The organism is Haloarcula sp. JP-L23 (assembly GCF_011602445.1).
Taxonomy (GTDB): Archaea; Halobacteriota; Halobacteria; order Halobacteriales; family Haloarculaceae; genus Haloarcula; species Haloarcula pellucida.
On the sequence record NZ_CP050016.1, the window covers coordinates 282,018 to 296,366 of the forward strand.

Sequence of the window (14,349 nt, forward strand, 5' to 3'; positions counted from 1 at the left end):
GTCTTAACAAAGGGTGACCCACCCACCCCACTGGTTCCGCTGTTAGCGTGATACGACACGCACCACCCCCATGGGAAGGGGTGGTTTGTCGTATTGGTGATAACGACCTACGGGTATGGTTCTCGATACTCACAGTTATAATTATCCTAGAGATATAGAAAGGTACCAGCCCACACAGCCGCCGTCACTACTACATCATCAGATGCTAACAGCGGAAGTAGTGGGGTGGGGGGTCCCGGCGGGTCCCCCCACCTCACAGTCGTAACAGCGGAACCAGTGGGGTCAGGCACTTATAAACAATACCGAACAGCGGAAGCAACGGAACCAAAGGTTAAGTCCCTGCCCCCGTCACTCCTGCATAGATGAACGACGTCTCGTTTACGCCGTCGACGTCAGTATTTCAGCAACGCGAGGCGTTGCTTGAAGAGTGGACGCCAGAGGAACTCGTCGGTCGAGACGACGAACTCCAGCAGTATCATGCTGCCCTGCAGCCGGTGATCAATAACGAGACGCCATCGAACATCTTCCTCTACGGCAAGAGCGGTGTGGGGAAGACCGCCGCTACGCGGTATCTGCTACAAGCGCTCAAACGCGATGCTGCTCAGGTGGGCGGACTGGACCTTCATACAGTTGAGATCAACTGCGACGGGCTCAACTCCAGCTATCAGGCCGCCGTCGCTCTCGTGAACGAGCTTCGCGACCCTGCGAACCAGATTTCGAATACGGGCTATCCCCAGGCCTCGGTTTACCAATTCCTGTTCAACGCTCTCGACAAGGTGGGCGGAACTATCCTCATTGTTCTCGACGAGGTTGACCATATCGAGGACGACTCGCTTCTGTACAAACTTCCGCGGGCTCGGTCGAATGGGGACGTGACAGAGGCAAAACTCGGGGTTATCGGAATCAGCAACGACCTCGACTTTCGGAACCAACTCTCCTCGAAGGTCCGTTCGTCGCTCTGTGAAAAGGAGGTCTCGTTCTCCGCGTACAACGCCGGCGAGTTGAAACAGGTCCTCGAACAACGAGAAGCGGTCGCGTTTCAAGACGGTGTCGTCGATCAAGGTGTCATCTCGATGTGTGCTGCCTACGGTGCGAAGGACTCCGGTGACGCTCGACAGGCACTGGACTTGCTCCTCGAGGCGGGCGACCTCGCTCGTGAGCAGGACGACGAAACCGTCACCGAGACACACGTCCAGCGGGCTCGCGAGCGCCTCCAGATTGATCAGGTCGTCGAGGGTATCAAAAATTACTCCCAGCACGGGCAGTACGTTCTCCACGCATTGACCCATCTTGCTGAGGACGGCGACACGCCGGCCCGAACTCGTGATGTCGTGCGAGCCTACGAAGACGTGGTCCGTGGTGAGGGCTTAGACCCGGTTTCAGAGCGGTCGGTCCGAGACTACTTGGGAGAACTCGACCAGCTTGGCATCATCTCGTCGACGGAGATTAACAAAGGAAAGGGCGGTGGGAAGTTCAAACAGTACGAGTTGGAGCAGTCGATATCCTCAGTCCGCCTCGGATTGAGAGAGTTACTCGAATCCAACGACTGACCCCACCGCTTCCGCTGTTAGCTGAGACCACCCCACTGGTTCCGCTGTTACTGGAGGGTACCCCACCGGTTCCGCTGTTAGCGTGATAATTCCCGGTTCTGTTGTTAATTGTGAGATTTTGATGTGAGAGTGCTTCAGGACGTGCTATTCGTCTAACAACATCTTCCAATCGGGACGATAGCCTTCGTCGAGATAGTTGTCGACATACTTCGAGAAATCCATTTCCTTGTCGTAACAGTTGTTGAAAACACGGTTCGCTCAGAGGACGACCGATCCGGACAGCTGCCGCGACTTGCTGTGGCTATTTGTTGCTCTCGCCGAAGACCGGTGTCAATAACCTGTGAACCGCATGGCGTAGGTGGTAATGGAGCGTCGGTGACGAGATATCCATCGTCTCGGCGAGATCTTCGGCCGTACTTTCACGCGGCCAAGCGTAGTACCCACGGGCGTAAGCTACTTCCAGAGCCGCTTGCTGTTTGGACGTCAGGTCCTCTGTGAGCTGGGTCTGGAGCGTAGGGCCCGTCTCGATTGGGCGATCGACGTACTGCTTGCTGACGAGCTCGATACCGGGCGCCACTTCGTGGAGGGCATCTACAACGCTCCGGACGTCAACCGCCGGTGGCAACTCGACACCGAGGGAGAGATCGCCGTCCGCAATACGGGCTGTCGTCACCGAACCCCCATAGGTACTGAGTACGTCAGTCGGTAGATGCGGTTGCTCATCGAACCGGAGTTCGATGAGGGAGGTTGGTCGTCACTGGTTTTCCGCACTACGGTACAGCCGCACTTCAGTGGCGTCTCCCGAAGGAACTCACAGAGTTGCTCCGGGTCAGCGTCGTGGATACTGAAATAGTAGATCTCCCCGTCGTCGCTCGTCGAGACCCGCTGTTCGAGAGCCAGTTCACAGTCGAACTTGGTGGACACCTCGCCGAGCAGGAGATCGGTGTTCGGAAGCTGGAGATCGAGCCTGACGACGGTTTCCGCGCTGAGTGCCTGCTGGCTGTGGACGCGCTGGATCGCCTGCGCGATCATCTGCCCCAGATCTGCCAGGATCGTCTGCTCGCCATCAGTGATGATCTGGTTACCGGCGTGAAGGACCACCAACACGCCGTGATTCACCTCGCCAGTCGTGAGCGGGACAGCCGCCAGGGCGTGATGGTCGTGCTCGGGCTTCCGCTCCCGACGATCGTCGGGGAACCCAGCGGCAGTCGCAACGTTGTCGACGACCTGTACGTCGCCGGTCTGGATGGCCGTTGTAGCCGGCTCCTCGAAGGCTGGATGCCCGTCGAGATCGGCCGTGTCGATGCCGGCGGCCGTCTGGGGAATCACCGTCTGGTCGCCGGTCACAGTTGCCCCCCGGACCCCGACCCAGACACTTTCATACAGCGCTGATTCGGTGAGCCGATTACAGACGGCTGTCTCGATGGCCTCGCGCGAAGCGGTGTCCTGGAGCGCCTGCATGAGTTCCCGGACGAGCGTGTTGAGCCGTTGGAGCTGGGCCAGTTCGTCGCGTTGCTGTTCGAGTTCCTGTTCGTGTTCCTTGCGCTCGGTGATGTCACTGGCCGTGCCGAACCACTCGACGATCTCGCCGTCGTCGTCCAGAATCGGCACTGCCCGCGAGTGTGTCCAGCCTCGCATTCCATCCTCTTGCATCACCTGGTGTTCCAGTTCGAACCTGCTCGTGGTCTCGATAGCCTCTTCGATGGCCGCCGTTACTCGCGGCCGTTCGTCCGGTGGAATGTACTCCTCCAGCCACGTCTGCCGGGGGTTATCCGTATCGGCAATGAACTCCTGCCCATCCAGGTACAGCATTTCGGACCAATCTGCACTCATTCGATAGACGGCATCCGAGGTCGTCGTTACGAACGCATCCAGTCGTTCTTGGCTCTCGCGTAACGCCTCTCGGGCTTCCTTGCGCTCGGTGATCTCCTGTGAGATGACGCTGATGCCCTCCTCGTCGGGATGGACCTGAACGCTGATCCAGTAACCGCCCTCTTCGTAGTGGAACTCGCAGGACTGGGGCTCCTGGGACTGCATCGCCTTCCGGAGCGTCTCCGCGTACTCGGTCCCTTCCAGCTCGGGGAACTGCTCCCAGAAGTACGTCCCGACGATTTCCTCGGCGGGAACGCTGCTGCGGTCGGTGACGGTGTTGTTCCAGTAAGTGACCGTCCAGTCGGCGTCGAACGCGTAGTAGGCGTCGGAGATGCGTTCGGTCAGCCGACGGTACTGGCGCTCGCGGTCGCGCTGTGTGAGTTCGTAGCTGACCCACTCGCTGAGGAGTTCAACGAACGTCTGTTGTGGCTCGGTAAAGCCGTCCTCCGCAGGCACCTGGTCGGCGAAACAGATGGTGCCGTACGACTCTCCGTCGACAGTGACCGTCGCGCCAACGTAACACTCCAGGCCGAACCGCTCGAACGCAGGGTCACCCGGCCAGAACGCCTCGATCGCGTGTTCGACGACCAGCGGATCAGTCGTGTCGTCGACAACTGTGTGGCGACAGTACGTTTCTGCCAGCGGAGCCGACGCGCCGTCCTGAAGTTGCTCGTTCGGGCCAACAGCGGTGCGTATCTCCATTGTCTCGTCGTCGATACGGGTGAAAAAGCCCTGCTCGACGCCCATGTAGTCCTGACCGAACGCCAACAGTTCCTCAACCTTCTCCCTGAGCGGCGCCGAGGAGGCCATCGTCTGCTGGACCGACCGCAGCATCTCGCCCGTTTTGCGCAGTTCCTGCTCGCGCGCTTTGTGCTCGGTGACGTCTTTTGCCACCGCCACGACTCCGGTGATGGTCCCGTCGGGACGGCGAACCGGGGCCGCCGAGATACTCAAGTGGACGGTATCGCCGTCTCGCGTCTGTCGCGTCACTTCGAGACCCGTGACTGGTTCGCCGGCCAGAATCCGCTCGAAGCGTTCTTGGAACGCGCCGCGGTCGTCCCCGGAATGCAGTCCGACGTCGAACAGCGGCTCGCCACGTACCTCCTCGGAGCCGTAGTCAAAGACCTCCTCAGCAGCGTCGTTCCACAACTGGACGGTCCTGTCGTGGTCGAGCAGGATAATCGGATCGGGTGAAGCGGTGATGATTGCCTGAAGGCGCTCTTTCGTCGCGTGGAGAGATTGCTCGCGCTCCTTGCGCTCCGTGATGTCGCGCGCGACGACGACAGCCGTATCCGGGCCGTACATGCCGTGGGCGACCGGGGCGACGTACGCCTCGAACCAGCGGATGCCCGCCGGGACGTCAAGCTTGTACTCGACGGTCTGGCACTCGCCCGTGTCGATGGCCGCACGAGTCGTGGCAAGCAACTCGTCGGCCGTTTCCGACGGCAGCACATCGTGTAGCGTCTGGTCAAGAAACTCGTCTGGGTCCGTGACGAGGTGATTCCTCATCTCGGAACTGGCGAGGTAATCGAGATACCTGCCCTCGACGTCGAGGAGGAACGCGAGGTCCGGGGAGGCCGCCTCCAGCGCCCCGAGCATATCGGTGTAGTGGCGCTGTTCGAGGGTATTGCTCACCCAGCTGGTGAGCAACTCGATGAACGTCACCTCCCACTCGGAGAACGCCTCGTTCCGAGCCTCCATACTATAAAAACAGAATGTGCCGTGGACCTCGCCGTCGACGACTACCGGCGACCCGAGATAGGCGGTGATACCCCACTCCGGGTCCGCCAGCGCGGGAGCTTCGGTGTCGACGTCCCGGAGGACGAGCGTCTCTTCGGTCTCGACGACCTGATCGCAGTTTGGCAGCGTCTCCAGGGCTGCCGTCTCCCCCGCAGAAAGGTCGGCATCGTCTGGCGTGGCGACCGCTTCGAACGTGTACTCCTCGTCCTCCACGTACGAGAGCGTGCCGAACGCTGTGCCGAGTACGTCCCGCCCGAGTTCCAGCAGTTCATCGACTTTCTGGGAGAACGGGCGATCAGACGCACTGATCTCGTAGGCCTCTCGCAGCGCGCGTTCGCGCTGTCTCCGTTCGGTGATGTCAATGTGGGTGACCGTGGCGTAGCGCTCACCGGCCTGAGTGAACGCGGCCGCCCGGAACAAAAACGTCCGGCACTCATCCAACGAGTGACAGGGATACGCGATCTCGAATTGCTCGCGCTCGCCCTCGAGGACGGCTCGAAGGCCGGCGGCCGCCCGTTCGGCGTTCGGGTCGTCGGCCGCGTCCGCGACATCGAGGTAGTTCACGTCGACGGTGGCGGGCGCTATCTTGATGTCGTTGTCCTCGGCGAACTCTCGCCAGGAGCTGTTGATCGCGAGAATCCACCCGTCGGCATCGATGATGGCGATGTTGCTCGAGAGTGTATCGAGCGCGGATCCCAGTAAATCGCTCTCGGAAACGTCGTTCGCGACGGCTGTCATAATATAGAGGGTTTATCACAGGCTGATTGATTAAAGTAGTGTCACAACAGCGGGCAGGTCCATGCTCGGTACGCGCGCATCGTTCGCGTGCCCCCACCGCAATTCGCTGGGAAGCACTCGCACGCGTCCCTCGCAGTAATCTCCATTGAGAATCACTCCGGTCTCACCGGCGATGTGATTGATCTCGTTTCGCGAAGGGGGTTTTACCTGTCGCGGCGAAGTCTGCGACATGGAGAACGACGATTCGTTCGATCCCGAAGATCAGGACGCTCGGGAAGTGGCTGCCGAAGCAGGTCGAGATCAAGAAGATTTTCTCTCGCTGTTACCCCACTACTACCGTGGCGAAGTTGGGCAGATGTCGACACATCTGAGCCGTCTAGATCTGACTACCGACTGGGCAATTGCCCTCCTCACCGCTGTACTCGCTCTCTCGTTCGGAAGCGTTGACAGCCCGCCGTACTTTATCCTGCTTGGGATGCTCGCGTTGATAATGTTCCTGCTGTTCGACATCCGGCGCTACCGGACGTACGACGCGACACGGTCACGAGTCCGGCTGATAGAGGAGAACGTATTCGCCAACGCGTTCGATCCTGCGGGGACGATCCACCGGGACTGGCGTGTAGCAATCGGTGATGATCTGCGGAAGCCGACGCTGAAGGTCTCGATGTGGGAAGCGCTGTCTCGCCGACTCAAACGCGTCTATCTTCCCCTGATTACCGTGTTACTGCTCGCGTGGCTGTTTCGGATCACGATCTTCGTATCGGGTGAAAATCTGTTCGAGACAGCGGCAATCCCTGGCGTTCCCGGGGTTGTTGTAGTCGTTATAGTTGGGGTGATGTATCTCGGGGCACTACTGCTGGCGTTGTGGCCGACCTCACGAGAGGCAAAGGGAGAATTTCATGGCGAAGAAGCTGGCGACTGGAAAACTGAGGAGTGAAAGAAATCGGTTCTGCGAGGGCAATCCCCGGTATGGATACCTCTTGAAGAACAGCGAGCTTTTTACGGACGTGTGAGGGAAAGCCCCGTGATTTAGTGCTGTCTCTTACCCACAAATCGAGTGGTTGGAGAGTGATGTACTGGTGACAACGCAATGGCGGTACGAACCGACGGCGACGGCTACGCCTACGCGCTGACCAGGTCGGATTCGGAGGTCGGTTGGCGCTTCGACGCGGCGGGACCAGTGCGGTCGGCTCTCGCCGTGGCCGACTCCACGGTGTTTGCAGCCGATACGACCGGCGCCTTCTACGCGGTCGATGTCCAGAGTGGCGAAGCGTGGTGGCAGACCCAGGATGGGAGTGCGACTGCTGGACTCGGCATCGTCGCCGCCGGCGATCAGGTGATCACGATCAGCGACGGCCTCTCGGGCTTCGACGTCCAGACCGGCGCTACCCAGTGGTCCCTGGACGTGGGTGGTCGCCTCGCTCGGACTGCGGTCGACGGAACTGTCTACATCGCGCCGCCAACCGACGGAGCAAATGTCCGGGCCATCGACGCGAGGACCGGAGACACCCGGTGGTCGTCTGCCGAGTTGGATGTGTGCCCCTCACTGGAAGTCGCGGCGCCGCCGGTCGTCGCCGGTGACTCCGTCTACGTCGCGAGGAACGCCGCGGGAACCGGCCGGATCTTCGCGCTGGACCGTAGCGACGGGTCCCAAATCTGGACGACGGAAACGGAGCAGGAGCTGACCTCGCTGGCGGCCGGCGGCGACGGCGTCTACTACAGCCAAGAGCGGTTCGCCGACTCGACTGTCTACGCGCTGAACGGCGCCGACGGGTCGGTCCGGTGGGCGTTCAACCTGAACGAACGGGCGCCGCCGTGGCCCGACGAGACGCACCGCGTCAGGTCGCTCACTGCCACGGAGGAATCGGTGTACGCGATGAGCATCGAACGGAGCGAAGAGGAGACCGAGGACCCCGAATACACTGGCTTCCTCCACGCCTTCGACGCTAACGGGACCCGCCGCTGGTCGCTCACGATCGACTCCTCCTCTGCTCCCGTCGTGGATACGGCACCCGTCGTCGACGACACAGTGTTCGCGACCGGGAACAGGCGGCTGTACGCGGTGAACGCCGCGGACGGCTCCGTCGTCGAGCGAGTCGAGCCGGTGGTCTCGAAGCGCTCGACGCCGGCGGTGTCGGGCGACAGCGCGTTCGTCGGCAGTGACGACGAGCTCCTCTACCGGTTCCGAAGGCCCTGAGTGCGCTGGAGCCGATCCTGTACTGGTGCGGCGAGGAGCGAACTGCCAGCGTACGGGGATTCGTCCCGGTCACCGGACCCAGCCTACGACCACCTTGAAGGGGGGTCAGGCTGACGCTGTGAACTTACCAGACTCGGCCGTCTGCCAGACAGTGAGTGCGCCCATCATCGGTTCCGTCGACATCTGGAACCGCGGGACCTGTCCGGAAGCGACGCAGAGGTACGGGACACCATCAAGAAACGGCTGCACCTCGTTACTTACTGTCGATAGCACAACACCTGTCCTGTTGCGGCGGAATTCTTTTGTGACGATACGCCGTCGTCTCACGTATGGCCACGAGTGACGGCAGTTCACAGGTCCTCGACGCTGTTGCGGCATCGGTCTGCCCCGATCCCGACGTTGAGTTCGTGGTCGCGTTCGGTTCCCAAGTCGCGGGTGAGTCGACAGGGTCATCTGATCTTGACCTTGCCGTCAAGTTCGCCGACGAGCTTTCCAACACCGAACGGTTCGAAAAGCGGTGTTTCCTCTCAGGAGACCTCCAGCGTGAAGACGCTCCCTTCGTAGACCTCTCTGATATCGAGACACTCCCCCTAGACGTCGCACATGATGCTGTCAACGGGACGTTTGTCTGTGGTGACGAGCACGCATTCGAGCAGTTCAAGGCAGATATCGACGCGACGTTCGCTGACCAACGTGACGACCTTCGCCGCCACCGACGAGACGTTATCGACCGCATCGCGGAGGACGGACTGCGTGGCTGACGAGCGAGTGATCTCGGTCAAACTCGAACAGATCGAGCAGTACCACGGCGAACTCAAAGAGAAGCAGGCAACGCTATCCCGCAGCGAATTTCTGCAGAGCACGACTGAACAGCGTGCCGTTGAGCGGATGTTCGAAAACGCCATTCAGGCGTGTTCCGACCTCGACGAACAGTTCGGCGTCGAGGAGGTGTCGGCATGAGCGACGACGACCGCGCCGAGCGATTGCGGCGACGTCGGAAACAGAGTCATAAAAAAGCGTCCGAACGGAGCGAGACAGACAAAGTAGCCGAACAGTCCGAATCGTCCAAGTCGTCCGAACCACCCAAACCAGACAAAACGGGCGAAATGGACAAACCAGACGAACCGAACGAAGCAGACAACGGACGAGAGCGAGTTCGGTGAGAAACTGGAGAAGAACCGGCACTTCTACCCTGTCGTTATCTCGTACGGTTTGGACAGTTTGGGCGATTGGGACAGTTCGGACCTGCGAGATGTATTGGACGACTTCGGGTTGTAGACGCGGTTTCTGTCAGTATTTCACCGGAAACGGTGGTGTGCCGAGAACATTCGAAACGGCGGGTGTCAGAACACCTGACACGATGGTGTGGTAACACTTCGATGAAGGGGTGTTGTAGCGTCGTGAACTACCCCGGAAGAGACTCACAGGCCACCCCATCGTCGTCGCCGTCGACGACGCGAAGGATAGTCACAGTCCAGTTGCTGCCGCTGTCAGGACCTCGTGGCTTGCTCGTTGCTGTTGGGGGTTTGAGTCGCTGTCGCTTGATTGTTTGATGAGGCTGGCGTCGACGTCGGCGTGGTCCGGGTCGACGGCGCAGATGTCCGTGTCGGGGATGCTGCTGCACCGACGCTTGACGAGCCGTTTTCAGGTTCGATCCCGGCGCCACTCAGTTCTGCCTGGGAATTGGAGTCACCTGCATTAGAGAGTGCTGCATTTCCGACGCCCACCAGGGCGAGGGTATAGACCGACGCCACGAGACCGCTTTGAATGCCGTCGTCAGCTTCGATGCCGGGAAGTCTAGCGGCCTTCGTCGCGAGCCCACGCCAGTCGATTCCGAATGCTATCGCGGCTAGGACTGGGAGCGAGTGACGAACAGGGGCACGACGACGAAGACATAGAACGCAACGACGACGAAATTCCACTTGGTCACGCCGGGGATGATGCCGGGAAGCCCATCAGAATGCTGGATGATTTTTGCGCCACACGACGAACAATACTCGTCGGTCTTCGAGATAGAACCCCCACATTTCCCACACTGGAAATCGGATGCCATCGCTGGTTGTAGTTACCTGTCTGTTTTCTCAAGATGTTTGATAAATATGTGGATGTACTCGGTAGACCGTATTTCAACCAAGCTAACCAACAGAACGCCTATTTGCCCCGCCAGTGTTGGTTAGCGTATGGACGACGTCGACCAGACAGACAAAGCACTCTCGGCGCTGGCGCACATCGACACCGACCCATACGGACCGAAGGTCCAGCAGACCACGACGACGCCGTCGCCGCCGTCGACGCACTGGCCGCGCTACTCGAGGCGACCCAGGACGAACCCGACGTCGAGACACCAAACAAGTGGGACGACGACAAGTGGGACGAGGCGGTCGAGGTCGCGTGCGAAAAAGCCGATATCGCGCCGTCGAAGGGAACGCTGACGACGAAGACCATCGACGAACGGGAGTACTGCTATATGCAGTGGCGCGAGGGCGAGTCGGTGAAGAGCCAGTATGTCAGCCCGGTCGAGCCGGCCTAAGCAACGAACAAGGGACCCACACACCCCCCGTTTCGAGTGTTAATCGGCGAGCAGCCGTCTCCCCAACCGAAGAGTGGAATAGCTGGATTACTATATAAAGACGTATTCCACCACACCCCGTTTCGAGTGTTTCTTCAGTAATAGAGGTCCCTACTACTACTACTAACTCTAGCTAGTAGAAAAGAGTATATATAACGTGCAGACCACTCAGATCTGACGAACTGGATTCAGGTAATGTCGAATCCCTAGACCCGCCGTAGACGCGCTATCTTGGTTGAATAGTGACCCTCTTCACCTCTCTTTCCGACCAGTCTGGTGCTCTCGTTAGAACACTCGAAACGGGGGGTGTGTGTGTGACTACTCGTTGCTGAAACAGCACTCTCATGTCACTCGTCGGAGAGACGCCACTGATGCCCTCCGACTCCACCGTAGTACTCCGCTCGATTCGCCGCTGGGTATTGGCTGCTGTCGTCCTCCTTGGCGTTGGCTTGATGGTTCTCGCCGATACGGGCTACATTCTGTCCGGATACGTCGATGGCGCGATCTTCGGTGCTGCCGGCGTCATCGGTGGCGTCGTCGCACTTGGGTCTGGGCTGAAACTGCTTGGGAGTCTCGCGAACCTCTTCGACGTCGACGATCTTGAGTGATGCGTCGACGACGTCATCCGATGCCGTAGAACACTCGAAACGGGGTGTGTCCCTCTCTGCTATCCACAAGAACACTCGAAACGGGGGTGTACCTCTTCGCTATCCACAAGAACACTCGAAACGGGGTGTGTCCCTCTCTGCTATCCACAAGAACACTCGAAACGGGGGTGTACCTCTTCGCTATCCACAAGAACACTCGAAACGGGGGGTCCAGAATACTAGCCGTTTCAACACGAACGTCAAAACCCCTATATAGTGGTATAAAGCCGACCTGCTGGCGTCTTACACTTGAAACAGGGCGTGCCAATCGCCGGGCAGAACCAAGAACAGGAGAAACACTCGAAACACTCGAACTAGGGATTTATACTCAATCGCTCTGTGGATACATCCAACATGGATTCGCCGTTCGACGACCCGGGGAAGATTTTTGCCGACAAGCGACCCCTCGACGAGGATTACACTCCAGAAACGATTCTCTGTCGGGACGAGGAGATCTCGCGGTACTCCGAAGCGCTGCAAGACATCATCGAGGGTTTTGGTCCGAACAACGTCTTCATCTACGGCCAGACGGGGAACGGCAAGACTGTCGTCACGAAGAAGATGATGGAGTTTCTTCGCGAGGAGACCGCACAACACGATATCCCCGTCACGATTCTCGAGGTCAACTGCAACAAAGACGACAGTATCTTCAACGTCCTCATCTCGCTTGTCAACCAGCTCCGGCCGGCGGATGATCAAGTCCCGGAACAGGGGCCGACGAAGGGCTTTCTCTGGTCGACGTTGTACGAGGAATTGGACAAACTCGACGGCGACGCCGTCGTCGTTCTGGACGAGATCGACATGCTCGGGGCCGACAATGACAAGCTTCTCTACGAGTTCCCGCGGGCCCGCAAGATGGGGTCACTAGAGGACACGCGGGTCGGCGTCATCGGAATCTCCAACAACCACATGTTCAAAGACTCGCTGGATCCACGGGTCAAGAGCACGCTCTGTGAGTACGAAATCTTCTTCTCGCCGTACGACGCCACCGAACTGACCGAAATCCTCAGCCACTACGCCGACCTCGTGTTCCGCGAGAACACTGTCGACGATGGTGTCATCGAACTGTGTGCGGCTCGGGCAGCCCAGGAACAAGGTGACGCTCGCGAAGCACTCGATCTCCTAGAGACGGCTGGTAACATCGCTCGGAAACGCGACGCTGGCGCCGTCACCGAAGACCACGTTGAGGAAGCCGGTAGTCGTGTCGAGGAACAACGGGTGCTCACGATCGTTCGCGAACAGCTCACCTCCCAGATGAAACTCGCACTGCTCGCGACGGCGTTTCTCAACATCGACGACGACTCCTCGCCACGGGCGAAGAACATCTATCAGGTCTACGAGAACATCTGCCAGGTCTGTGGCTACGAACCCCGATCGAAGCGTCGGGTCAACGACTTTCTGGACTCGATCCGCCTCTATGGCCTCCTCGAACGCGACGAGCGCAACCTTGGCCGGGCCGGCGGCCGGTCGTACATTCACACGCTCGAAGTTTCGCCGGACCTTGTCTTCGAGGGCCTGAAGTACGATCAGGATGGCTCGGAATCGATGCTCGAGCGCTACGATCTCGTCCCTGATCCTGACGATTCCCAGCAGGCGCGGCTGATGTCGTACGTATAGTTCCTTGCGATAGCCGATATGATGACGACCACTGTCAGGTCCGCGGCTGACGCTCTTGAGACTCGTGGCTAACCAACAGAGGCGGTACCAACTGCCGGACTGTTGGGTAGGTACGTCGACTGTTCTGTAATGAGTGTGCCAAAGAACAGCGGACACAGTGGTGTCTCCCCGAACAGTTTCGCATTTCCCTGTACGGCTATCCGGGCTCTCGTCCGTGCCAGAGAATGTATTAACCAACATTTCCGACCGATACCGGCATAGTGTTGGTTAACGCTGGGCGCTCTTATGTAGAACTGCGGAAAGCCCCGATAACGAGACAATCAACGATTGACTCGGTGGGTTCACCAGCTAGGTTGAGTGAGCGAACGATGCCGAAGGTGTGAGCGGCCTGTTCCAAGCCCTGCTTGGACAGGCCGCGGAACTTCCGCAGCCACGGCTGGACGAGCGAAAACAGGCACTCAGCTTGGTTAATGTGGACCCCTCGGGCGATACGTACGTCTCTTTGTGCACGACCGTTCGGTGGTCACGCTCCATCTCTCGGTAGGCTTGGAGACCGTCGGTCCAGACCTCTCCCAGTGGCTGGGAGAGATCTTCAGCCTCCTGGATTACTGGTTCAAGATCGCCGCTGTAGTCGATGCCGAGTTGGGCGCGGATCACACGAAGCGAGTCGCGGCACGCCGCGACGAGCGTCAGCTGATCACCGTGACGCCCTCGCCAGCGTGATCGGCCTGTCTGGGACGAGCCGCCGCGAGAACGGCTGTTCCGCGGCGGCTCTTGGCCTTTGTAGCCCGAACAGACCTGGCCTGATTCGTCGACTTGTGTCGGTCCATCGATGGTTTGGTCGAGGAGGCTCCAGACGACGGGGAAGCCGCGCTGAACCGCGGCTTCCACCTCTCGAATCGTCGTGTGAACGGTTCTGTAGGCCCGACCGAGAAACGGCGCGATCTGGTTGATACTGAGCAATGTGTCCGCGTAGAGCGTGAACGCGAGAAGCACCTCTCCTGCGGTGAGGTGCTTCTCGTGGAATGGCGTTCCATAGGTGAAAACCGGCTTAAAATTGCAGTCACGGCACCAGATACGGTCGAGTTCTTCCCACGTGACGATGCTCTGGTGGCCGCACCGTGGACAGGACGTATTCTCCCAAAATTCCTTGAGTCGCCGCTCGATGCTCGCATCGAGCGACTCCGTATTGACTTCGACGACGCCCAGCGCAATCAGCTGCCGAAACATCCCGCCGAACGCTGGCTGAGCAGAAGACATATCGCCAAATTAGCGCCGTCTCAGTGTAACTATACGGTCTTTCCGCAGCTTTGCATAAGAGCGACGCTGGGCTGGATCCACTCCCTCGCCCCCGCCCACCGCCCGACTCCTCGAGTGAGTGAATCCTGGCGCCGGTCGGCTCGAATGGCCGTCGCGACG

12 protein-coding genes and 1 pseudogene are annotated in these 14,349 nt (G+C 59.4%); 9 read left to right on the forward strand and 4 right to left on the reverse strand.

Translation table 11 applies throughout. From position 1 onward, the window contains the following. Positions 1 to 362 precede the first annotated feature (362 nt). Positions 363 to 1,550 carry an orc1/cdc6 family replication initiation protein gene (locus tag G9465_RS22620; protein ID WP_166974919.1) on the forward strand — a complete coding sequence of 396 codons (1,188 nt, stop codon included), beginning with the start codon at positions 363 to 365 and terminating at the stop codon, positions 1,548 to 1,550. 301 nt (positions 1,551 to 1,851) lie between these two features. On the opposite strand, the gene G9465_RS26200 is transcribed toward G9465_RS22620, so the two are convergent. Both G9465_RS26200 and G9465_RS25885 read right to left on the reverse strand, forming a co-directional pair. Next, positions 1,852 to 2,289: a helix-turn-helix domain-containing protein gene (locus tag G9465_RS26200; RefSeq protein WP_255492007.1), complete on the reverse strand. Its 438-nt coding sequence runs from the start codon at positions 2,287 to 2,289 to the stop codon at positions 1,852 to 1,854. After that, complete coding sequence (locus tag G9465_RS25885; RefSeq protein WP_255492000.1) at positions 2,220 to 5,900, reverse strand: PAS domain-containing protein; 3,681 nt, start codon at positions 5,898 to 5,900, stop codon at positions 2,220 to 2,222. The genes G9465_RS26200 and G9465_RS25885 overlap by 70 nt, the downstream gene beginning before the upstream one ends. Positions 5,901 to 6,129: 229 nt before the next feature. On the opposite strand from G9465_RS25885, the gene G9465_RS22650 reads away from it, so the two are divergent. The 5 genes from G9465_RS22650 to G9465_RS25890 all read left to right on the forward strand — a co-directional run bounded on the left by G9465_RS22650 (position 6,130) and on the right by G9465_RS25890 (position 9,260). After that, the gene (locus tag G9465_RS22650; RefSeq protein WP_166974925.1) at positions 6,130 to 6,837 is read left to right on the forward strand and encodes a DUF2270 domain-containing protein; all 708 of its coding nucleotides are present in this window, start codon (positions 6,130 to 6,132) and stop codon (positions 6,835 to 6,837) included. A 153-nt stretch (positions 6,838 to 6,990) separates the two neighbouring features. Further along, the gene (locus G9465_RS22655) at positions 6,991 to 8,097 is read left to right on the forward strand and encodes a PQQ-binding-like beta-propeller repeat protein (RefSeq protein WP_166974928.1); all 1,107 of its coding nucleotides are present in this window, start codon (positions 6,991 to 6,993) and stop codon (positions 8,095 to 8,097) included. Positions 8,098 to 8,426: 329 nt separating this feature from the next. Continuing rightward, positions 8,427 to 8,858, forward strand: coding sequence for a nucleotidyltransferase domain-containing protein (locus G9465_RS22660; RefSeq protein ID WP_166974931.1), 432 nt, complete (start codon positions 8,427 to 8,429; stop codon positions 8,856 to 8,858). Further along, positions 8,851 to 9,057: a HepT-like ribonuclease domain-containing protein gene (locus G9465_RS22665; protein ID WP_227015827.1), complete on the forward strand. Its 207-nt coding sequence runs from the start codon at positions 8,851 to 8,853 to the stop codon at positions 9,055 to 9,057. The genes G9465_RS22660 and G9465_RS22665 overlap by 8 nt, the downstream gene beginning before the upstream one ends. Beyond that, on the forward strand, positions 9,054 to 9,260 hold the full coding sequence (locus tag G9465_RS25890) for a hypothetical protein (RefSeq protein ID WP_227015828.1): 207 nt from the start codon (positions 9,054 to 9,056) through the stop codon (positions 9,258 to 9,260). The genes G9465_RS22665 and G9465_RS25890 overlap by 4 nt, the downstream gene beginning before the upstream one ends. 686 nt (positions 9,261 to 9,946) lie before the next feature. Here G9465_RS25890 and G9465_RS22675 read toward each other — a convergent pair. After that, positions 9,947 to 10,150, reverse strand: a complete 204-nt coding sequence (locus tag G9465_RS22675; protein WP_166974933.1) for a hypothetical protein — start codon at positions 10,148 to 10,150, stop codon at positions 9,947 to 9,949. Between the two features lie 102 nt (positions 10,151 to 10,252). Here G9465_RS22675 and G9465_RS22680 point away from each other — a divergent pair, with 102 nt between their 5' ends. From G9465_RS22680 to G9465_RS22690, 3 genes are all read left to right on the forward strand, one after another. Continuing rightward, positions 10,253 to 10,627: a hypothetical protein gene (locus tag G9465_RS22680; protein ID WP_227015829.1), complete on the forward strand. Its 375-nt coding sequence runs from the start codon at positions 10,253 to 10,255 to the stop codon at positions 10,625 to 10,627. A gap of 410 nt (positions 10,628 to 11,037) precedes the next feature. Beyond that, a complete protein-coding gene (locus G9465_RS22685) occupies positions 11,038 to 11,274 on the forward strand; it encodes a hypothetical protein (protein WP_166974936.1) in 237 nt (78 codons plus the stop codon). A 393-nt stretch (positions 11,275 to 11,667) separates the two neighbouring features. After that, positions 11,668 to 12,930 (forward strand): Cdc6/Cdc18 family protein, encoded by a 1,263-nt coding sequence (locus G9465_RS22690; protein WP_166974939.1) that lies wholly within the window; start codon positions 11,668 to 11,670, stop codon positions 12,928 to 12,930. 283 nt (positions 12,931 to 13,213) lie between these two features. On the opposite strand, the pseudogene G9465_RS22695 reads toward G9465_RS22690, so the two are convergent. Beyond that, positions 13,214 to 14,190 (reverse strand): annotated as a pseudogene (locus G9465_RS22695) (IS1595 family transposase). Positions 14,191 to 14,349: the final 159 nt, after the last annotated feature.